16 protein-coding genes are annotated in these 19,621 nt (G+C 68.5%); 8 read left to right on the top strand and 8 right to left on the bottom strand.

The window, feature by feature from the left end; genetic code table 11:
- Positions 1 to 81: 81 nt before the first annotated feature.
- Positions 82 to 3,801, top strand: coding sequence for a trifunctional transcriptional regulator/proline dehydrogenase/L-glutamate gamma-semialdehyde dehydrogenase (gene putA, locus SFB74_RS05870; protein WP_432729828.1), 3,720 nt, complete (start codon positions 82 to 84; stop codon positions 3,799 to 3,801).
- Between the two features lie 19 nt (positions 3,802 to 3,820).
- On the opposite strand, the gene SFB74_RS05865 is transcribed toward putA, so the two are convergent.
- The 3 genes from SFB74_RS05865 to katG form a co-directional block, all read right to left on the bottom strand.
- A complete protein-coding gene (locus SFB74_RS05865) occupies positions 3,821 to 4,213 on the bottom strand; it encodes a carboxymuconolactone decarboxylase family protein (protein WP_432729827.1) in 393 nt (130 codons plus the stop codon).
- A gap of 89 nt (positions 4,214 to 4,302) precedes the next feature.
- A complete protein-coding gene (locus SFB74_RS05860) occupies positions 4,303 to 4,749 on the bottom strand; it encodes a hypothetical protein (protein WP_432729826.1) in 447 nt (148 codons plus the stop codon).
- Between the two features lie 128 nt (positions 4,750 to 4,877).
- Positions 4,878 to 7,079: a catalase/peroxidase HPI gene (gene katG, locus SFB74_RS05855; RefSeq protein ID WP_432729825.1), complete on the bottom strand. Its 2,202-nt coding sequence runs from the start codon at positions 7,077 to 7,079 to the stop codon at positions 4,878 to 4,880.
- Between the two features lie 404 nt (positions 7,080 to 7,483).
- Between katG and blaOXA the strand changes: the two genes are divergently transcribed.
- Both blaOXA and SFB74_RS05845 read left to right on the top strand, forming a co-directional pair.
- A complete protein-coding gene (gene blaOXA / locus SFB74_RS05850) occupies positions 7,484 to 8,290 on the top strand; it encodes a class D beta-lactamase (RefSeq protein WP_432729824.1) in 807 nt (268 codons plus the stop codon).
- Positions 8,287 to 9,213 carry a polysaccharide deacetylase family protein gene (locus tag SFB74_RS05845; RefSeq protein ID WP_432729823.1) on the top strand — a complete coding sequence of 309 codons (927 nt, stop codon included), beginning with the start codon at positions 8,287 to 8,289 and terminating at the stop codon, positions 9,211 to 9,213. The genes blaOXA and SFB74_RS05845 overlap by 4 nt, the downstream gene beginning before the upstream one ends.
- Positions 9,214 to 9,234: 21 nt before the next feature.
- Here SFB74_RS05845 and glmS read toward each other — a convergent pair whose 3' ends face one another.
- On the bottom strand, positions 9,235 to 11,115 hold the full coding sequence (gene glmS, locus SFB74_RS05840; protein WP_432729822.1) for a glutamine--fructose-6-phosphate transaminase (isomerizing): 1,881 nt from the start codon (positions 11,113 to 11,115) through the stop codon (positions 9,235 to 9,237).
- Positions 11,116 to 11,253: 138 nt separating this feature from the next.
- Between glmS and SFB74_RS05835 the strand changes: the two genes are divergently transcribed.
- The gene (locus SFB74_RS05835; RefSeq protein ID WP_432729821.1) at positions 11,254 to 11,745 is read left to right on the top strand and encodes an Lrp/AsnC family transcriptional regulator; all 492 of its coding nucleotides are present in this window, start codon (positions 11,254 to 11,256) and stop codon (positions 11,743 to 11,745) included.
- 21 nt (positions 11,746 to 11,766) lie between these two features.
- Here the strand turns inward: SFB74_RS05835 and glmU are convergent, their stop codons facing one another.
- Positions 11,767 to 13,197, bottom strand: a complete 1,431-nt coding sequence (gene glmU, locus SFB74_RS05830) for a bifunctional UDP-N-acetylglucosamine diphosphorylase/glucosamine-1-phosphate N-acetyltransferase GlmU (protein ID WP_432729820.1) — start codon at positions 13,195 to 13,197, stop codon at positions 11,767 to 11,769.
- A 49-nt stretch (positions 13,198 to 13,246) separates the two neighbouring features.
- Here glmU and SFB74_RS05825 point away from each other — a divergent pair, with 49 nt between their 5' ends.
- Entirely contained in the window at positions 13,247 to 14,101 is an 855-nt protein-coding gene (locus tag SFB74_RS05825) for a DUF6279 family lipoprotein (protein WP_432729819.1), read from the top strand.
- 18 nt (positions 14,102 to 14,119) lie between these two features.
- On the opposite strand, the gene SFB74_RS05820 is transcribed toward SFB74_RS05825, so the two are convergent.
- On the bottom strand, positions 14,120 to 14,890 hold the full coding sequence (locus SFB74_RS05820; RefSeq protein ID WP_432729818.1) for a Crp/Fnr family transcriptional regulator: 771 nt from the start codon (positions 14,888 to 14,890) through the stop codon (positions 14,120 to 14,122).
- A 92-nt stretch (positions 14,891 to 14,982) separates the two neighbouring features.
- Here SFB74_RS05820 and SFB74_RS05815 point away from each other — a divergent pair, with 92 nt between their 5' ends.
- The gene (locus tag SFB74_RS05815) at positions 14,983 to 15,393 is read left to right on the top strand and encodes a BLUF domain-containing protein (protein WP_432729816.1); all 411 of its coding nucleotides are present in this window, start codon (positions 14,983 to 14,985) and stop codon (positions 15,391 to 15,393) included.
- Between the two features lie 76 nt (positions 15,394 to 15,469).
- On the opposite strand, the gene SFB74_RS05810 is transcribed toward SFB74_RS05815, so the two are convergent.
- Positions 15,470 to 15,787 (bottom strand): DUF2917 domain-containing protein, encoded by a 318-nt coding sequence (locus tag SFB74_RS05810; RefSeq protein ID WP_093196779.1) that lies wholly within the window; start codon positions 15,785 to 15,787, stop codon positions 15,470 to 15,472.
- Positions 15,788 to 15,957: 170 nt separating this feature from the next.
- On the opposite strand from SFB74_RS05810, the gene SFB74_RS05805 reads away from it, so the two are divergent.
- Complete coding sequence (locus SFB74_RS05805; protein WP_432729815.1) at positions 15,958 to 16,941, top strand: LysR substrate-binding domain-containing protein; 984 nt, start codon at positions 15,958 to 15,960, stop codon at positions 16,939 to 16,941.
- A gap of 15 nt (positions 16,942 to 16,956) precedes the next feature.
- On the opposite strand, the gene SFB74_RS05800 is transcribed toward SFB74_RS05805, so the two are convergent.
- The gene (locus SFB74_RS05800) at positions 16,957 to 17,574 is read right to left on the bottom strand and encodes a 5-formyltetrahydrofolate cyclo-ligase (protein ID WP_126469717.1); all 618 of its coding nucleotides are present in this window, start codon (positions 17,572 to 17,574) and stop codon (positions 16,957 to 16,959) included.
- A 9-nt stretch (positions 17,575 to 17,583) separates the two neighbouring features.
- Here SFB74_RS05800 and SFB74_RS05795 point away from each other — a divergent pair, with 9 nt between their 5' ends.
- The gene (locus SFB74_RS05795) at positions 17,584 to 19,614 is read left to right on the top strand and encodes a transglycosylase SLT domain-containing protein (protein ID WP_432729814.1); all 2,031 of its coding nucleotides are present in this window, start codon (positions 17,584 to 17,586) and stop codon (positions 19,612 to 19,614) included.
- Positions 19,615 to 19,621 lie beyond the last annotated feature (7 nt).

Genomic DNA, 19,621 nt, shown 5'->3' with positions numbered 1-19,621 from the left:
CTCTGCCGAAACACATCTCTTCGAACACAAATTCGGCAGCGGGGCGCGGATCATCCAACTTATCTCAAGCACGAGCCGCTCATGAGCCCAGACCCTCTGCCCTCTTCCTTCGCGGCATTCGCCGACGGACTGCCGACCGATCCCGCGCCGCTGCGCGCCCGCATCACTTCGGCATGCCGCCGCCCCGAGCCGCAGGTGTTGCCGCAGTTGCTCGCGCAGGCGCGGCTCCCCGACGGCCAGGCGGAAGAAGCACAGGAACTCGCCTTGCGCATCGCCCAGCAGTTGCGCGACCGCAAGAGCGCGGGCGGCCGTTCCGGCCTCGTGCAGGGGCTGCTGCAGGAATACGCGCTGTCGTCGCAGGAAGGCGTGGCGCTGATGTGCCTGGCCGAGGCGCTGCTGCGCATTCCCGATGCCGGCACGCGCGACGCGCTGATCCGCGACAAGATCGCGCACGGCCAGTGGCAGTCGCACGCGGGCCGCAGCCCCTCGGTGTTCGTCAACGCCGCGACCTGGGGCCTGCTGCTCACGGGCAGGCTGGTGGCAACGCACAGCGAGACCAGCCTGTCGGCCGTGCTCACGCGCCTGATCGGCAAGGGCGGCGAGCCGCTGATCCGCAAGGGCGTGGACATGGCGATGCGGATGATGGGCGAGCAGTTCGTCACCGGCGAGACCATCGCGCAGGCACTCTCCAACGCGCGCGAGCTCGAGGCGCAGGGCTTTCGCTATTCGTACGACATGCTCGGCGAGGCCGCGCTCACCATGGAAGACGCGAAGCGCTACCGCGTCGCGTACGAGGAGGCGATTCACGCGATCGGCAAGGCATCGAACCGGCGCGGCGTGTACGAGGGCCCGGGCATTTCCATCAAGCTGTCGGCGCTGCACCCGCGCTACAGCCGCGCGCAGCACTCGCGCGTGATGGCCGAGCTGTATCCGGTGCTGCGCGATCTCGCGCTGCTGGCGCGGCAGTACGACATCGGCCTGAACATCGACGCGGAGGAAGCCGACCGGCTGGAGCTCTCGCTCGACCTGCTGGAACGGCTGTGCTTCGAGCCCGCGCTCGCGGGCTGGAATGGCATCGGCTTCGTGGTGCAGGCCTACCAGAAGCGCTGCCCTTTCGTGATCGACTTCGTGATCGACCTCGCGCGCCGCAGCGGCCACCGGCTGATGGTGCGGCTGGTGAAGGGGGCGTACTGGGACAGCGAGATCAAGCGCGCGCAGCTCGACGGGCTCGACGGCTACCCCGTCTACACGCGCAAGGCCTACACCGACGTGTCGTACCTCGCCTGCGCGCGCAAGCTGCTCGACGCACCCGACCAGGTGTACCCGCAGTTCGCCACGCACAACGCGCACACGCTGGCTGCCATCTACACGATGGCCGAGCCGTCGCGCTACAGGCCCGGGCAGTACGAGTTCCAGTGCCTGCACGGCATGGGCGAGCCGCTGTACGAGCAGGTGGTGGGGCCGCTGGCACGGCCGTGTCGCATCTACGCGCCGGTAGGCACGCACGAGACGCTGCTGGCGTACCTCGTGCGCCGGCTGCTGGAGAACGGCGCGAACACCTCCTTCGTGAACCGCATCGCAGACCCGACGATCCCGCTCGAAGTGCTGGTGGAAGACCCGGTCGCCACGGTGGAGCACATGGCGGTGCAGGAAGGCGCGACGGGACTGCCGCATCCGGCCATCGCACTGCCGGCTGCGCTGTACGGAACGCAGCGCGCCAACTCGCGCGGAATGGACCTGGCGAGCGACGAGAGCCTGCGCGCACTGGGACAGGTGCTGCACGACAGCGCGGCCGAAGCATGGCGCGCCGCGCCGATGCTCGCCGAAGCCGTGCACGACGATGGCGAAACGGCCAACGTGCTGAACCCCGCCGATCATCGCGACGTAGTGGGCCAGGTGCGCGAAGCCACGCTCGCCGATGTCGAATCGGCCATCGTGCAGGCCCACGCCTTTGCGCCGGCATGGGCCGCCACGCCGCCTGCCGAACGCGCCGCGTTGCTCGAACGCGCCGCCGGCAAGCTCGAACAAGGCATGCCCCGGCTGCTCGGCCTGCTCGCGCGCGAGGCCGGAAAAACGTATGCCAACGCCGTCGCCGAAGTGCGCGAGGCGGTCGACTTCCTGCGCTACTACGCGGCGCAGGCGCGCAGCGATTTCTCGAACGACACGCACCGCGCGCTCGGCCCCATGGCCTGCATCAGCCCGTGGAACTTTCCGTTGGCGATCTTCACCGGCCAGGTGGCGGCCGCGCTCGCGGCGGGCAACCCGGTGCTCGCAAAGCCGGCCGAGCAGACGCCGCTGGTCGCGGCCGAGGCTGTGCGCGTGCTGTGGGAGGCCGGCATCCCCCGCGCGGCGGTGCAGCTGCTGCCCGGCCGCGGCGAGACGGTGGGCGCCGCGCTGGTGGCCGATGCGCGGGTGCAGGGCGTGATGTTCACCGGCTCCACCGAAGTGGCGCGCATCCTGCAGAAGACGCTGTCGCAGCGGCTGGGCGCGCACGGCGCGCCGGTGCCGCTCATCGCCGAGACCGGCGGGCAGAACGCGATGATCGTCGACTCCTCCGCGCTCGTGGAGCAGGTGGTGGCCGACGTGATGGCCTCCGCCTTCGACAGCGCCGGCCAGCGCTGCTCCGCGCTTCGCGTGCTGTGCGTGCAAGAGGAAGCGGCCGACCGGCTGTTCACGATGCTCAAGGGCGCGATGGCCGAAGCCGCCATCGGCAACCCCGCTCGCCTCGCGGTGGACGTGGGCCCGGTGATCGACGCCGAGGCGCGCGACGGCATCGAACGCCACGTCGAGGCGATGCGCTCGCGCGGCCACGCGGTCTTCCGCCAGGGCCGCGAGCACGGGCAGGACACGCGCCACGGCACCTACGTGATGCCCACGCTGATCGAGCTCGACAGCATCACCGAGCTGCAGCGCGAGGTGTTCGGCCCGGTGCTGCACCTCGTGCGCTACCGCCGCCGCGACCTCGGTGCGCTGGTCGGCCAGATCAACGGCACCGGCTACGGGCTGACGCTGGGCGTGCACACGCGCATCGACGAGACCATCGCGCAGATCGTGGAGCACGCGAAGGCGGGCAACGTCTACGTCAACCGCAACATCGTGGGCGCGGTGGTGGGCGTGCAGCCCTTCGGCGGCGAGGGCCTGTCGGGCACCGGGCCGAAGGCCGGCGGGCCGCTGTACATGCTGCGCATGCTGTCGGCGCGGCCGGACGATGCGATGGCGCACGCGGTGGCGGGCGCCGCGCCGGCTTCGCGGGCCGCTCTTTCGGCGTTGTCGCGCTGGGCCGATGCCACGGGCCGGCCCGCGCTGTCGGCGCAATGCGCGCTCTTCGCGGCCCAGTCGCGCTCCGGCGGTTCACGCACGCTGGCCGGGCCGACCGGCGAGCGCAACGTCTACAGCCTGGAGCCGCGCGAGGCGGTGCTGTGCCTGGCCGACGCGGAAGAAGACCGGCTCACGCAGCTCGCTGCCGTGCTCGCGGTAGGCAGCAGCGCGATCTGGCCCGCCGATGCCGCCGCGCAAGGCCTGCGCGCATCGCTGCCGGCCGAGGTGCAGCAATGCGTGGCCATCGCGAACGACTGGGCTTCGGACACCGTGATGTTCGACGCCGCGCTGCATCACGGCAATGCGGACGGCCTCTCGGAAGTGATGCGGCGCATCGCCGCGCGGCCGGGCCCGATCGTCGGCGTGCGCGGCTTCGCGCCGGGCGACGCGCGCATTCCGCTCGAAAGCCTGGTGGTGGAACGCGCGATCAGCACCAACACCGCGGCTGCGGGCGGCAACGCGAGCCTGATGACGATCGGCTGAGCGCCGCGCGCACCCGCCGCTACTTGTCGAAGGCCGGATCGATCGGCACGCGATAGCCGTTGACGAGCCGGTTGGTCTCGTTGGCCATGCCGACCACGGCCATGAGCTCGGCGAACATCGCGGGCGTCATGCCGGCCTTCTCGGCACCGGCGTGGTGGCTCGCGATGCAGTAGCCGCAGCTGTTGGTGACGCTCACGGCAAGGTAGACCATTTCCTTCACCACCGGATCGAGCGCGCCGGGGGCCATCACTTCCTTCAGGCTGCTCCAGGTGCGCCTGAGCGTGGCGGGATCGTTGGCGAGGTACTTCCAGAAGTTGTTGACGTCGGGCACGTTGCGCGTGTTCTTGATGTCGTCGAAGACCGCGCGGACTTCCGCTGACGCATCCGCGTATTCGATGGGCTGGGGTTTCATGCAAGGCTCCTGCTGGTGTCGAAGGCAACTAGGCGTTGGCCGTCGTCAGCGACGGTAACAGCCTTCGCACCGGCCCCGTCGATCCCCCGTCAATAGGTCTGCAGAAACCGGGCGTGCTCCTGGTGCATGTGCGAACGCGCGAGCAGCCACTTTCTCAGCGCGGCCTGCCTGTCGGGCGAGAGATCTTTCGAACACTGGTCGAAGGCCTCGCCGAGCAGCCTGAACTCGACATCGAGGTGACGGCGCGCGGCCGAGGGCGAAGCGCCCGCCAGCGGGTTGTTCCGCGCGAAGTTCAGGAGCGATTCCTGGCCGAAGGCTTCCATCTCCTTGACGAGGCGGCTGCGCTCCAGCATCAGGCGGCGCACGATGGCGTTGCGCCGGCGCGGGCCGAAGCGGCGGAGTATGGGATTGGAGTCGTCGCCCTGCACGGTCGCCAGGATGATGTCCAGCTGTTCGAGCAGATGCAGCCACTGCTCGGGCTGGAAGAACTCCGAGGATGGTGCCGCAGGCGCCTTGTCCTTTTTCACGACGAGCATGGTTGTCTCCTGCTGTCATTCTTTTGCTGAAGAGCCCCGGCCTGCTTCGGGCCGGGGCTTCGTTCATTCATTCGCTGCTGCTGCACGCGGCGGGAGGCATGCCGAGGCCGGCCTCCTGCCGCGGCCGATCACCTGAGGTCGAAGCGATCGAGGTTCATCACCTTGGCCCAGGCGGCCACGAAGTCGCGCACGAACACCTGCTGCGCGTCGCTGGAGCCGTAGACCTCGGAGAGCGCGCGCAACTGCGAGTTGGAGCCGAACACCAGGTCGGCGGTGGTGGCCGTCCACTTCACCTCGCCGCTGGTGCGGTCGCGTCCTTCGAGCACGTTGGCATCCGCGGCCGACTTCTTCCAGCCGGTGCGCATGTCGAGCAGGTTCACGAAGAAGTCGTTGCTCAGCGTTTCCGGCCGCTTGGTGAAGACGCCGTTGGGCGACTGCCCGAAGTTCGCGCCCAGCACGCGCAGGCCGCCGACCAGCACCGTCATCTCGGGTGCGCCCAGGCGCAGCAGCTGCGCCTTGTCGAGCAGCAGGTCGGCGGTGGCGGCGGGGTTGGTGCCCTTGCGCAGGTAGTTGCGGAACCCGTCGGCCAGCGGCTCCAGCGGAGCGAAGGACTCGACGTCGGTCTGCGCCTGCGAGGCGTCCATGCGTCCCGGCGAGAAGGGCACGGTCACGTCCTGCCCGGCCTTCTTGGCGGCGGCCTCGACCGCCGCGTTGCCGGCCAGCACGATCAGGTCGGCCAGCGAGATCTTCTTCTTGCCGCCGGCCTGCGCCGCGTTGAACTCCTTCTGGATGCCTTCGAGCACCGACAGCACCTTCGACAGCTCGGCCGGCTGGTTCACTTCCCAGTCCTTCTGCGGCGCGAGGCGGATGCGCGCGCCGTTGGCGCCGCCGCGCTTGTCGCTGCCGCGGAAGGTCGAGGCAGATGCCCAGGCGGTGCGCACGAGCTGGCCGATGCCCAGGCCCGAGGCGAGCACCTTGGCCTTGAGCGCCGCGATGTCCTTGTCGTCGACCAGTTCGTGATCGACGGCGGGGATCGGGTCCTGCCAGATCAGCTCTTCCTTCGGCACCAGCTTGCCGAGGTAGCGGGCGCGCGGGCCCATGTCGCGGTGCGTGAGCTTGAACCAGGCGCGGGCGAAGGCGTCGGCGAACTCCTGCGGGTTGGCCATGTAGCGGCGCGAGATCTTCTCGTAGGCCGGGTCCACGCGCATGGCCATGTCGGCCGTGGTCATCATGGGAGCGTGGCGGCGCGACGGGTCGTGCGCGTCGGGCACGGTGTTCGCGCCGGTGTCGCCCTTGGGCTTCCACTGGTGCGCGCCGGCCGGGCTCTTGGTGAGTTCCCATTCGTAGCCGAAGAGCGTCTCGAAGTAGCTGTTGTCCCACTTGGTGGGCGTGGGGGTCCAGGCGCCTTCGATGCCGCTGGTGGTGGCGTGCACGCCGATGCCGCTTTCGAAGCTGTTCTTCCAGCCCAGGCCCAGCTCCTCGATGTCGGCGCCCTCGGGCTCGACACCCACCTTGGTCGGGTCGCCGGCGCCGTGGGCCTTGCCGAAGGTGTGGCCGCCGGCGGTGAGCGCCACGGTTTCCTCGTCGTTCATCGCCATGCGGGCGAAGGTCTCGCGGATGTCGCGGGCCGACTTCAGCGGATCGGGGTTGCCGTTCGGGCCCTCGGGGTTCACGTAGATCAGGCCCATCTGCACGGCCGCGAGCGGGTTGGCGAGATCGCGATCGCCGCTGTAGCGCTCGTCGCCCAGCCACTTGTTCTCGGCGCCCCAGTTGACGTCGTCTTCCGGCTCCCAGATGTCGGGACGGCCGCCGGCGAAACCGAAGGTCTTGAATCCCATGGACTCCAGCGCGACGTTGCCGGTGAGGATCATCAGGTCGGCCCACGAGAGCTTGCGGCCGTACTTCTGCTTGATCGGCCACAGCAGGCGGCGCGCCTTGTCGAGGTTGCCGTTGTCGGGCCAGCTGTTGAGCGGGGCGAAGCGCTGCGCGCCCGCGCCGCCGCCGCCGCGGCCGTCGAAGGTGCGGTAGGTGCCGGCCGAGTGCCAGGCCATGCGGATGAAGAGCGGGCCGTAGTGGCCATAGTCGGCGGGCCACCAGTCCTGCGAATCGGTCATCAGCGCGCGGAGGTCCTTGACGACCGCATCGAGATCGAGGGTCTTGAACTCCTTCGCGTAGTCGAAAGCCTCGCCCATGGGGTTGGACTTGGCGGAGTGCTGGTGCAGCAGCTTCAGGTTGAGCTGGTTGGGCCACCAGTCTGTGTTCGTCGCGGCGCGGCGTGCGGTACCGGTGGTTGCATGGCCCGGGAACGGGCATTTGGCTTCATCGGACAAGTGGTTCTCCTTTGGTTGCGGGGTGGGGCGCGAAAGCGAAGCCAGTCTAGGTTTGAGATGCCCATCCTTCAACGCAATTGATAGTATTAAATTGATAGCGAAGAACTATGAAAATGCGAGCACGCACGCAGAACGCGCACTTGCGCAAATCGCTGGAGAGAGGACGGAAGCAGGCCCGTACCGTCATGCACGAACCGGGTTCGCAGCAACGCCACCATCCGAGGCTTTTCGCTCTCCTGTGACACGCCCTCATGGCGCGGAACGCTAGACTCGATGCGCTGGCCGTGGGCCCTGCACCACGCACGAATACCGGGCCGGCACCTTCGATCTTCGGTGTCGCAAGATGCTCCAGAAGCACGCCCGGCACCGCGCTCCTCTCCTTCCCGCAGAAACAAACAACAAACATGCGCAACCGCGCCCTCCAGGTCGCCGCGACAGCAGCGGCCGTCTTTCTTTCAGCCCCTTTCGCAACCGCGCACGAGCTGTGCACGCTGATCGCCGATGCCGATTCCGGCAAGGTCGTCCTGCAGCGAGGCCCCGCCTGCTCCGGGCGCGTGACGCCTGCCTCGACTTTCAAGCTCGCCATCAGCCTCATGGGATACGACGCAGGCGTGTTGAAGGACGCCGAACAGCCTGCCCTGTCGTATCAGGCGGGATATCCGGATTGGGGTGGCGATGCCTGGCGACGTGACATCACGCCGACAACGTGGATCAGGGACTCCGTCTTCTGGTACTCGCAGCAGGTCGTGAAGCGCCTGGGGCAGGAGCGCTTCGCGCACTACGCGAAGGTTTTTCAGTATGGCAATGCAGATGTCTCTGCGGTGCCGGTCGATGACCCCGGGCAGAACGGCGTCTGGGTGATGAGCTCCCTGCGCATCTCCCCCGAGGAACAGCTTGCGTTCATGCGCAGGATCGTGCGTCGCCAGTTGCCGGTGAGTGCGCATGCCTTCGACATGACCGCACGCATCGCGAGCTACGGCGCACCGGTCGACGGCTGGGCCGTGCATGGCAAGACGGGCACCGGGTCGCCGGGCAGCGACAACCGCTATGACGCAAGCCGCGCTTACGGCTGGTACGTGGGCTGGGCTACCAAGGGCGAGCGAAGGCTGGTGTTTGCACGCCTGATCCAGGACGAGCAGGCCATCAAGCCCAACGCGGGCCTGCGCGCACGCGACGAGCTGCTCCAGCTTCTGCCGACCGCTGCGCCATGACCGCATTGCGTCGCGACCTTGCCGCGCTTCTCTTCGCTCTCGGCTCGTCCTGCGTGCTGGCCCAGACCCTGGCGCTGACATTCGACGACGGCCTCGACCCTCTGAAGGAGCCCGCGGCCCCGTCATGGAACCGGCAGATCCTGGAGACGCTCCACGATGCGAGCATCACGTCCATGGTGTTTCCGACACTCGTGCGCACTGGCCGTGCCCAGGGACTGGACCTCATCCGCGACTGGGCGCGCGCGGGCCACGCGGTAGGCAACCACACGTCCCGGCACCGCAGCCTGGGATCGCCTCAAGTGCCGCTCGCGGACTTCATCGGCGATGTCAAGGAGGCCGACGCCGTGCTGAGCCAGATGCCGGGCTGGACGAAGATGCTGCGCTTTCCGTATCTGAAGGAAGGCAACACGCTCGCCAAGCGGGACGGCATGCGCCTGTGGATGCGGGCCGCGGGCTACAGGGCGGCGCCGGTTTCGATCGATGCGAGCGACTGGTACTACAACCAGCTTTATGCGGCCTGGCTGGACGAAGGCAATGCCGAGAAAGCCGATCGCGTGAAGGCCGCGTACATCGAGCATCTGCTGGACCGTGCTGCCTACTACGACGGCCTGGCCCGGCGGGTCCTCGGCCGCAGCCCCGCCCATGTGATGCTGCTGCACACGAGCAGGATCAACGCCGCTGCACTCGGGGAGTTGATCGCGGCGTTCCGGGCGCGAGGGTGGTCCTTCATCGCCGCCAAAGCGGCCTTCGATGATCCGATCCACACCGTGCAGATCGACACCCTGCCGGCAGGCGAAAGCGTCATATGGGCCAGCGCCAAGGCAGCGCAGATTCCGGGTCTGCGCTATCCGGCCGAGGACTCGGTCTACGAGGAGCCCAAGCTGCGCTCGCTAGAGCTGGTGCCGGCGCGCATGCTGCAGTAGCGCACCCGTCGGCCTCCGCGCTCACTCCACCGTCACGCTCTTCGCCAGGTTGCGCGGCTTGTCCACATCGGTCCCGCGCGCGCATGCCGTGTGATACGCCAGCAGCTGCAGCGGCACCACGTGCAGGATCGGCGAGAGCGCGCCGTAGTGCTCAGGCATGCGGATCACGTGCAGGCCCTCGCTGCTCTTGATCTTCGTGTCGCCGTCGGCCAGCACGTAGAGCACGCCGCCGCGCGCGCGCACTTCCTGCAGGTTGCTCTTGAGCTTCTCGAGCAGCGCGTCGTTGGGGGCCACGGCCACCACAGGCATCTCGCTGGTCACCAGTGCGAGCGGGCCGTGCTTGAGTTCGCCGGCGGCGTACGCCTCGGCGTGGATATACGTCACTTCCTTGAGCTTGAGCGCACCTTCGAGCGCGATCGGGTAGTGCAGCCCGCGGCCCAGGAAGAGCGCGTTGTCCTTGCGCGCGAAGTCCTCGGCCCAGCCGATGATCTGCGGCTCCAGCGCGAGCACCGACTGCAGCGCGACGGGCAGGTGGCGCATCTCCTTCAGGTAGCGTGCCTCGTCGGCATCGCTGAGGCGACCCTTGCTTTGCGCGATGGCAAGCGTGAGCAGGAAGAGCCCCGCCAGCTGCGTGGTGAAGGCCTTGGTCGAGGCCACGCCGATCTCCACGCCGGCGCGCGTGATGTACGCCAGCTTGCACTCGCGCACCATCGCGCTGGTGGCGACGTTGCAGATGGTCAGCGTCTGCTCCATGCCCAGCGAGCGGGCGTGCTTCAGCGCGGCCAGCGTGTCGGCCGTTTCGCCCGACTGGCTGATGGTGACGACCAGCGTCTTCGGGTCGGGCACGGATTCGCGGTAGCGGTATTCGCTCGCGATCTCGACCTGCGTGGAGATCTTCGCGATGCCCTCCAGCCAGTACTTGGCGGTGCAGCCGCTGTAGTAGCTGGTGCCGCAGGCCAGGATGAGGATCTTGTCGATGTCCTGGAACACGCGATGCGCGCTCGCTCCCGTGGCGCCGTCCTGGCCGATGCCGTCGAACAGCTCGGGCACGATGCCTTCCACGCCTTCGAGCGTGTCGCCGATGGCGCGCGGCTGCTCGAAGATTTCCTTCTGCATGTAGTGGCGGTAGGGGCCGAGCTCGGCGGCGCCGCTGTGTGCCAGCACGGTGCGCACCTGGCGGGTGACCGGCTTGTGGTTCTTGTCGACGATCCAGTACTTGCCGGGCTGCACGTCGACCACGTCGCCCTCTTCCAGGTAGATGATCTGGTCGGTCACGCCGGCCAGGGCCATCGCGTCGCTGGCGAGGAAGTTCTCGGCGCCGTCCTTGCCCGCGCCCAGGATCAGCGGCGAACCCGCGCGCGCGCCGACCACGCGCTGCGGCTCGTCGCGGCAGATCACGGCGATGGCGTAGGCGCCGTGCAGCTGCAGCACGGCCGCCTTCACGGCCTCGAAGAGGTCGCCGTCGTAGAGGCTGTCGACGAGGTGGGCGATGACCTCGGTGTCGGTCTGGCTCTCGAAGGCATAGCCCTTGGCTTCGAGCGCGGCGCGCAGCGTTTCGTGGTTCTCGATGATGCCGTTGTGCACGAGCGCGATGCGGCCCGGCCGCGCGGCCTGCGCGTCGGCGCCTGGGCCATGGCTGAAATGCGGGTGCGCGTTGTGCACCGCCGGCGCGCCGTGCGTGGCCCAGCGCGTGTGGGCGATGCCGGTGAGGCCCTCGACCTTGTCGTCGCGCACCTGCGCCACGAGGTCGGCCACGCGCGAGGTGGTGCGCGCCCGCGTCAGGCCGCCGGCATGCACCGCCACGCCGCAGGAGTCATAGCCGCGGTACTCGAGCCGCTGAAGGCCCTGCACGAGGACCGGAACGATGTTGCGATGGGACGCTGCCCCGACGATGCCGCACATGGTGAGCTGCCTTTGAATGAAGAAGAGGCTCGATGGTAGGAAGGCAAGAAAGAAATATGCATTCGAAATTCAATTGATTTCGGACTTTTATTTCTCCACTCCATACATATGGAGTTTTATTCCATAATTTCTTCATATATGGAATCAATCTCGCTCGATTCAACCGACCTGCGCCTGCTCGATGCGCTGCAGCGCGACGCCTCGCAGACCAACCAGCGCCTGGCCGCGGACGTCGGCATCTCCCCACCCACCTGCCTGCGCCGCGTGCAACGGCTGCGCGACATCGGGCTGATCGAGCGCCAGGTCGCGCTGCTGTCGCCCGACAGGCTCGCCACGGTGCTGGGCCACGGCCTGCAGGCGGTGATCGAGATCTCGCTGGACCGGCAGGATGCCGCCTCGCTCGACGCATTCGAGACGCGCGTGATCGCCGACGACGCGGTCCAGCAATGCTGGCGCGTGTCGCCCGGCCCCGACTTCGTGCTGGTGGTGGCGGCGCGCGACATGCAGGACTACGGCGCGCTCACTCAGCGCCTGTTCACGGCCGATGCGAACGTACGCAACGTCAAGGCCTTCTTCAGCCTGAAGCGCGCGAAGTTCGAACCCCGGGTGCCGCTGGCACCCGGGGCATAGAGAACAAGGAAAGGAAGGCCCTCAGGCCTTCGGCTTCTTCTGCGGCCGCTTCCAGTTGGGGAAGCTCACCGCCTTGCTGCGCGCCACGGTGAGCGCGCCCGGCTCGGTCGACTTGTTGATGGTCGAGCCGCCGCCGATGGTGCCGCCCGCGCCGATGGTGACGGGCGCCACCAGCACGCAGTTGCTGCCCACGTGCACGTCGTCGCCGATCACGGTGCGGTGCTTGTTGGCGCCGTCGTAGTTGGCGGTGATGCTGCCCGCGCCGTAGTTCACGCGCTCGCCCACGGTGGCGTCACCCAGGTAGGCCAGGTGGTTGGCCTTGGCGCCGGCGGCTAGCGTGGAGTTCTTCACTTCCACGAAGTTGCCGATGTGCACCTCGGCGCCCAGCTGCGCGCCGGGGCGCAGGCGGGCGAAGGGGCCGATCAGCGAGCCCGCGCCCACCGTCACGCCAGCCTTCTCGCCCTCGATGTGGGTGAACGGATGGATCACCGCGCCGGCCTCGATGCGCGCATTGGCGATGACGCAATTCGCGCCGATGCGCACGCCCTCGCCCAGCGACACCGCGCCCTCGAACACGCAGTTGACGTCGATCTCCACGTCGGCCGCGCATTCGAGCGTGCCGCGCAGGTCGAAGCGCGCCGGGTCGGCCAGGCGCACGCCCTGCTCCATCAGCGCATTCGCCTGGCGCAGCTGCCAGGCACGTTCCAGCGCCGCGAGCTGGGCGGGGCTGTTGATGCCGGCCACCTGCAACGCGTCGGTGGTGATGTGCGCGACCACGGGCACGCCGTCGGCGGCCGCGAGCTTCACCACGTCGGTCAGGTAGTACTCGCCCTGGGCGTTGTCGTTGTCCAGCCGGCCGAGCCAGCCCTTGAGCAGGCGCGCGGGCACGGCCATCACGCCGCTGTAGATCTCGCGCACCGCGCGCTGGGCCTCGGTGGCGTCCTTGTGCTCGACCACGGCCTGGACGTCGCCCGTGCCGCCTGAGCGGATGACCCGGCCGTAGCCCGTGGGGTCGTCGAATGCGATGGTCAGCAGCGCCAGCTTGCCGCCGGCACTGGCGGCGACGAGCGCGCGCAGGGTTTCTTCGCCGATCAGCGGCACGTCGCCCGAGAGCACGACCACCGTGCCGTCGTCCGCCAGCAGCGGCGCGGCCTGCTGCACGGCATGGCCGGTGCCCAGCTGCGGCTCCTGGCGCGCGAAGCGCACCATGGCGTTGCCGATGCCGCCGGCCATGGAGGCCTCGACCTCGGCCGCCCCATGGCCGGTGACGACCACCACGTCGCGAGCCCCGATGCGCGCGGCGGTGCCCGCCACGTGCGCCAGCAGGGCCCGGCCGCCAAGCCGGTGCAAGACCTTGGGCAGCCGGCTCTTCATGCGGGTACCCTTGCCGGCGGCCATGATGACGACGTCGATCGGTCCGGCGTCGTGGTTCTGTTGCGGAGGCTGATTCATGCGTTTCTTTTCCAGGATTCGTTGCGCGACTTGCTCGGCAATCTCTGCAGTGACCCGAATTATCGGCGCGCTGCTCGTGGTGACCGCCCTGGGCGCCTGCAGCGCGATCCAGCTGGCCTACAACAACCTGCCGACGGTGAGCTACTGGTGGCTCGACGGCTACCTCGATTTCGACGGCGCCCAGACCCCGAAGGTGCGCGACGAGCTCACCCAATTGCTGGCCTGGCACCGCCAGAACGAGCTGCCGCGCCTGGCCTCGCTGCTGAAGGAAGCCCAGGCGATGGCCCCGGGCGAGGTGACGCCGGAGCAGGTCTGCGCCATGGCCGACCGCATCCGCGAGCGCCTGCTGGCCGTGACGGATCGCGCCGAGTCCGCCGGCACCGAGCTGGCGCTGAGCCTGAGCGAGGCGCAGCTGCAGCAGCTGGAGCGCAAGTACGCCAAGAACAACGCCGAGTACCGCAAGGACTGGCTCGACCGCACGCCGGCCCAGGTGCAGGAGAAGCGCTACGACCAGTTCCTCGACCGCACCGAGGACTTCTACGGCCGCCTGAGCGCCGAGCAGCGCGAGCTGCTGAAGCAGCAGGTCGCGCAGTCGGTGTTCGACCCGAAGCTGGCGGACGCCGAGCGCCGCAAGCGCCAGCAGGAGGCGCTCAGGCTGCTGCGCGGCTTCGTCGCCGGCAAGCCTTCGCCGGCCGAGGCACGCGCCGCGCTGCACGACTACATCCAGCGCATCGCCGAGCCGCCGCCCGGGCCCTGGCGCGACCACCAGCAGGCCCTGCTGCAGGAAGGCTGCCGCAACACCGCCGCCATGCACAACGGCACGAGCGCCAGCCAGCGCGCGCAGGCGGTGCGCCGGCTGCAGGCCTACCAGGACGACCTGCGCGAACTGGTGGCGGCGCGCTGAAGGCGCCGGAGCGGAGCTCTAGATCAGCGGCGTCGGCCGCATCGGGCGCTCGAAGTAGTCGCCCAGCGTTTCCAGCGCATGCGGCTCCATGATGCGCAGCCAGCCGGCGTCGATGCGGTGCAGGCCAAGGCGCTGCAGCCGCTTCAATGTCTTGTTGGTGTGCACCAGCGACAGCCCCAGTGCGTCGGCGATGTGCTGCTGGCTGAACGGAAATTCCACCCAGCCGTCCCGCACCATGCCCACGCGCTGCGCGCGGCGGTACAGGTGCATGAGCAGCATGGCGACGCGCTCGCCGGCGTTGCGCCGGCCGGCGGTGACGAGGCTGTCGTCGACCATCTTTTCCTCGCGCGCGGCCAGCCAGGTGATGTCGTAGCCCAGCTTGGGCCGGGCGTGGAACAGGTCCCAGAGCCGGTCGCGCGAGAAGACGCACAGCGTGGCGTCGGTGACCGCCTCGACGCCGTGCGTCTGGCCGTCGGCGAACTCGTCCTGCAGGCCGATGAAGTCGCCGGGCAGCAGGAAGCTCAGTATCTGCCGCCGGCCGTCGCTCAGCGTCTTGTAGCGGAAGGCCCAGCCCGAATAGAGAGTGAAGAGCTGGGTGCTCGCCCGGTGTTCGTCGATGACGGAACCGCCGGCTTCCACGCGGCGCGCGCCGGTGCGGAAGGATTGGATGGTCTTCAGCTCGTCGGGCGTGCAGGGCAGGAATGCATCGAGCAGCCGCAGCGCGCAGCGGTGGCAGGGATTCGCGCCCTGTGGGGGCGCGGTGGCGGCGGTGTAGTCCTCGAATTTCACGCTTCACTATAGGCGCACGGCCTGTGTCTTTTGACATTTCATGACGCCCCGGGGCTTGCCTACACTGCGCACGCCCTTACCAACGAAGACGCATGACAGAAGAAGCAAAGCTACCGCTGTACGAGATTCTTTACTGCAGCACGCTGGCCCAGGGCCTGCCGCCAGACACCGTTGGCCTCATCACGTCCCGGGCCCGAGCGCACAACGCGCTGCACGGCATCACAGGCCTGCTGGTTTTCGACGGACTGCGCTTCTGCCAGCACCTGGAAGGCCCGCCCGAAGCCGTCGGCGCATTGATGCAGCGCATCGAGAAAGACCAGCGCCACGTCGGCGTCAGGGTGGTCCACGAAGCCCCGCTGGGGGTTCGTCGCTACAGCGGCTTCGGCATGGGCCTGGCGGAATGCGAGGGACCGGACCTGATGGCGGGGGTGCACGCGCTGCACGGGGAGACGGCCCTGCGGCATTTCCTGGCGCTGCTGCCCAGCTTCGACATCAACGGCTGACGCCCCCCAAAGAACGCCCCAAAAAGGAAAAGGCGGCCGAAGCCGCCTTTTTCAGCACCTGGAGGACTGGGAACGATCAGGCGTTGTCCCAGCTGTAGGTGGCTCCATAGCCATCCCACGCCTCCATCACGATGCGCTGGCCCGCGGCCACCATCAGCGATTCGCCGGGTGCGAGCACCAGGTCTTCGCTGGGATTGGCGAGCGTGGCGTCGGGCGTGATCCACACTCGGCCCTGCCTGACGCGCAGGATGCTGGCCGCCCGCGCCTTCAGGCTCATCGCCTCGCCGGGAGCGATCTGCCAGGCACCGCGGCGCACTGCCGGCGGAACGGTGGCGGCGCGAGCCGGGACGGACAGGGACGAGAGCGATTCGGTGGTGCAGACGGCGGTGGACATGGTGTAACTCCTTGGGGCTTTGCCGAGGCGCTTGACAGAAAGAGGCAATAGCGCAGTTCGGGAATGAATGATCGTTTCTCCGGCGTTGGCGGTCCAATGAAAACGAGGTAGCCTACTGATGCTGGTTTCGCATCAATTGATTGGCTGCGAGCCGCCCCGGATTCATACCCATGCAACATTCCCAGACCCATCTGCGCTCCCGCCCGATCTCCGCCGGGCATCTGCGCGCCTTCGAGGCGGTGGCCCGCCACCTGAACTTCCGGGCGGCCGCCGAGGAAATGGCGCTGACCCAGTCGGCCGTGAGCCGCCAGATCCAGTCACTGGAAGAAGAAGTGGGCGTGGCCCTGTTCCTGCGCCATACCCGCGCGGTGGAACTCACCAGCGCCGGGGCCCTGCTGCTGCTGGCGGTGCAGCAGTCGCTGCCGCGCATCGACACGGCCGTGCGCCAGATCCGCCAGAGCGCGGGGCGCCAGAGCGTGTCGCTGACCACTTTCGCCTCTTTCGCCTCGATGTGGCTGATCCCGCGGCTGGAGGCCTTCCAGCGCGACAACCCCGAGATCGACATCCGCATCGACGCCAGCGACGTGGCGGTCGACCTCGACGTGGCCGACGTGGACATCGCCCTGCGCTATGGCCCGCGAGAGGCCATGCCCTCGGGCGCCGTGCGGCTCTTCGGCGAAACGCTGACGCCGGTGGCCAGCCCCTGGCTGCTGAAGAGCAGCCCGCCGATCAAGACGCCGGCCGACATGACGCGGTTCACGCTCATCGAGGCAGGCGACGCCCACCGCACGCACCTCGAATGGCTGACCTGGCGCCGCTGGTTCGAGGTGAACGGACTGGAGCGCGCGCAGCCCAAGCGCTGGCTCTATTTCAACTACGCCTACCAGATGGTGCAGGCCGCCCTCACCGGCCAGGGCGTGACGCTGGCGCGCAGCTCGCTGATCGCCGAGAGCCTGGCCAACGGCGACCTGGTCGAGGTGCTGCCGCAGCACCGCATGGATTCGCCGATGTCCTACTGGCTGATCGCGGGGCCGCGCAGCGTGCAGCGGCCGGAGATCAGGGCCTTCTGCGACTGGCTGCAACTGCAGGCCGTGACCACGCGGGAGACCATCGGCGAGGTGCCCGATCCGGACACTGTCGACAACATGGACTGAGGGGCCGGAGCCGGCTCAGCTCGTGGGCCAGACCACGCCGTTGTCGTTCAGGATGGCATCCAGCGGCAGGTCGTGCGCCTCGGGCTCGAAGTCCGCGACGAAGCCGTTGGTGAAGCCCAGCCCCACGGTGAATGGCCTCGGCTCCAATGCCGCCAGCGTGCGGTCGTAGAAGCCGCCGCCGTAGCCCAGCCGGTAGCCGCCGGCGCTGTAGCCCACGCAGGGCACGAACAGCAGGGTCGGCACGATCAGCTCGGTGTCCTTGGGCTTGGGAATGCCATAGGCGTCCTCTTCCATCTGGCAGCCCGGATACCAGGCGTGGAAGGTCAGGGTCTTGTGAACTTTGTCGATCACCGGCAGTCCGATGCGGCGGCGCTGCGGCTCCTCCATGAGCTCGCCGTCTTCCTTCCAGCGGTGCAGGGCGGGAAGCGGATCGAACTCGCCCTTGATGGGCCAGTAGGCGCCGATCACGGTATCGGGCCGGCCCACGAGCCAGATCCGCATCACGCGCTGCAGCAGGTCGGCGCGTGTCAGCCGGTCAGGCATCGCAAGACGTTGCTCGATGAGTGCCTTTCTCAACTGTTCCTTAAGAAAACTCGCCGTTGCCGAAGTGTCGGCACCCTTTGACTTGTCCATAATCCCCCGATGCAGTTCCCAAGCATTTTGGCATCCAAGCGAAGCCATCCGCGCAATGCGGTCCCCGCACTGGTTTTTTCCGCGGTCGTTGCCCTCGCCGCCCTGCTCTCGCAGCAGCCTGCCGCAGCCCAGAGCAACACCAACGACGATGTCCTGATCCAGATGAAGCAGGCCTTCCAGCGTGGCGACAAGGCCCGGCTGACAGCCCTGCTGCCGCAGGCCCGCGGCCATGCGCTCGAACCCTGGGCCGCCTACTGGGAACTCAAGGCACGCCTGCAGGAAGCCGCGCCCAACGAAGTACAGGACTTCTACGCCCGCTACCCCGGCACCTACCAGGAAGACCGCCTGCGCAACGACTGGCTGCTGCTCACCGGCCAGCGCCGCGACTGGGACAACTTCTCCGCCTCGCTCGACGGCTTCCGCATGGGCGACGACCCGCAGGTGCGCTGCTACGCGATCCTGGTCGACACGCTGCGCAGCGGCACCGCCACGCAGGCGCAGGCCGACGAGGTGCGCCGCAACTGGTTCGCCCAGAAGGACCTGGACGACGGCTGCCTCACCGCCGCCGACCGCATGACCGCCGCCCGCCTGCTGTCGACCAACGACGTCTGGAAGAAGGCCCGACTGGCCATGGAGGCCAACCGCCCGCAGGCCGCGCGCGCCGCCGTCACCATCGCCGCGCCCGATGCGCTGCCGCTTTTCGAGGAACTCAACGCCAGTTCGGCCAAGTTCCTGACCGGCCGCGCCTTCGTGGCGGCCAAGTCGCGCAAGGAACTGGTGGTGCTGGCGCTCATCAAGGTCGCCATCGCCGACCCAGAGCTGGCCGCTTCGCAGCTCGACAGCAAGTGGGGCCCGATGCTCTCCGGCGAGGAGCGCAACTGGCTCTGGGGCACCATCGGCCGCGCCGGCGCCATCAAGCTGTGGCCGCAGGCCGGCAGCTACTTCGCCAATGTCACCAAGAACAGCGACCTCTCCGACGACATGCTCGGCTGGCGCGTGCGCGCCGCACTGCGCGCCGGCCAGTGGAAGGAAGTGGTGCCCGCCATCAACGCCATGAGCGAGACCGCCCAGCTCGACCCCACCTGGGTCTACTGGAAGGCGCGAGGCCTGGCCAGCGCCGGCGGCGACGAGCGTCGCGCCCAGGCCCGCGAGCTCTACCAGAGCATCGCCGGCTCGCGCGGCTTCTACGAAATGCTGGCTCTGGAAGAGCTGGGCCAGCGCACCGTGGTGCCCACCCGCCCCGCCCCGCTCACGCCCGAGGAAAAGGCTGCCGCGCGCAGCAACCCCTCGCTCGCCCGGGGTCTCTATGCCATCGCCATCGGCCTGCGTCCCGAGGGCACGCGCGAGTGGAACTACGCCACCAACCTGCACGACAAGGGCGGCATGGACGACCGCGCGCTGCTGGCCGCTGCCGACTTCGCCTGCCAGCGCGAGGTGTGGGACCGCTGCATCAACACCAGCGAGCGCACCAAGGGCGTGGTCGACGTGGAGCAGCGCTTCCCGATGCCCTTCCACGACACGGTGCTGCGCAAGAGCCAGGACATCGGCCTCGACCCGGCCTACGTCTACGGCCTGATCCGCCAGGAAAGCCGCTTCATCATGGACGCTCGCTCCGGCGTCGGCGCATCGGGCCTGATGCAGGTCATGCCGGCCACCGCGCGCTGGACGGCCCGCAAGATCGGCCTGACCGACTTCTCGCCGAGCCAGATCAACGACCGCGAGACCAACATCACCATCGGCACCAACTACCTGAAGCTCGCGCTCGACGACTTCGACGGTTCCATGGCGCTGGCGGCCGCCGCGTACAACGCGGGCCCCGGCCGTCCGCGCAACTGGCGCAACGGGCCGGTGCTCGACGCCGCCATCTGGGCCGAGAACGTGCCTTTCAACGAGACGCGCGACTACGTGAAGAAGGTGCTGGCCAACACCACCAACTACGCCGCCATCATCAGCGGCCGGCCGCAGTCGCTGAAGGAGCGCCTGGGCCGCGTCGGCCCGCGCGACGCCTCCGAGCCCGAGCCGAACAAGGACCTTCCCTGAAGCCGGC

The organism is Variovorax xiamenensis (assembly GCF_050916385.1).
Classification (GTDB): Bacteria; Pseudomonadota; Gammaproteobacteria; order Burkholderiales; family Burkholderiaceae_C; genus Variovorax.
Note: the sequence above shows the minus strand (reverse complement) of the source record. Positions and strands in the feature narration are given on the sequence as shown.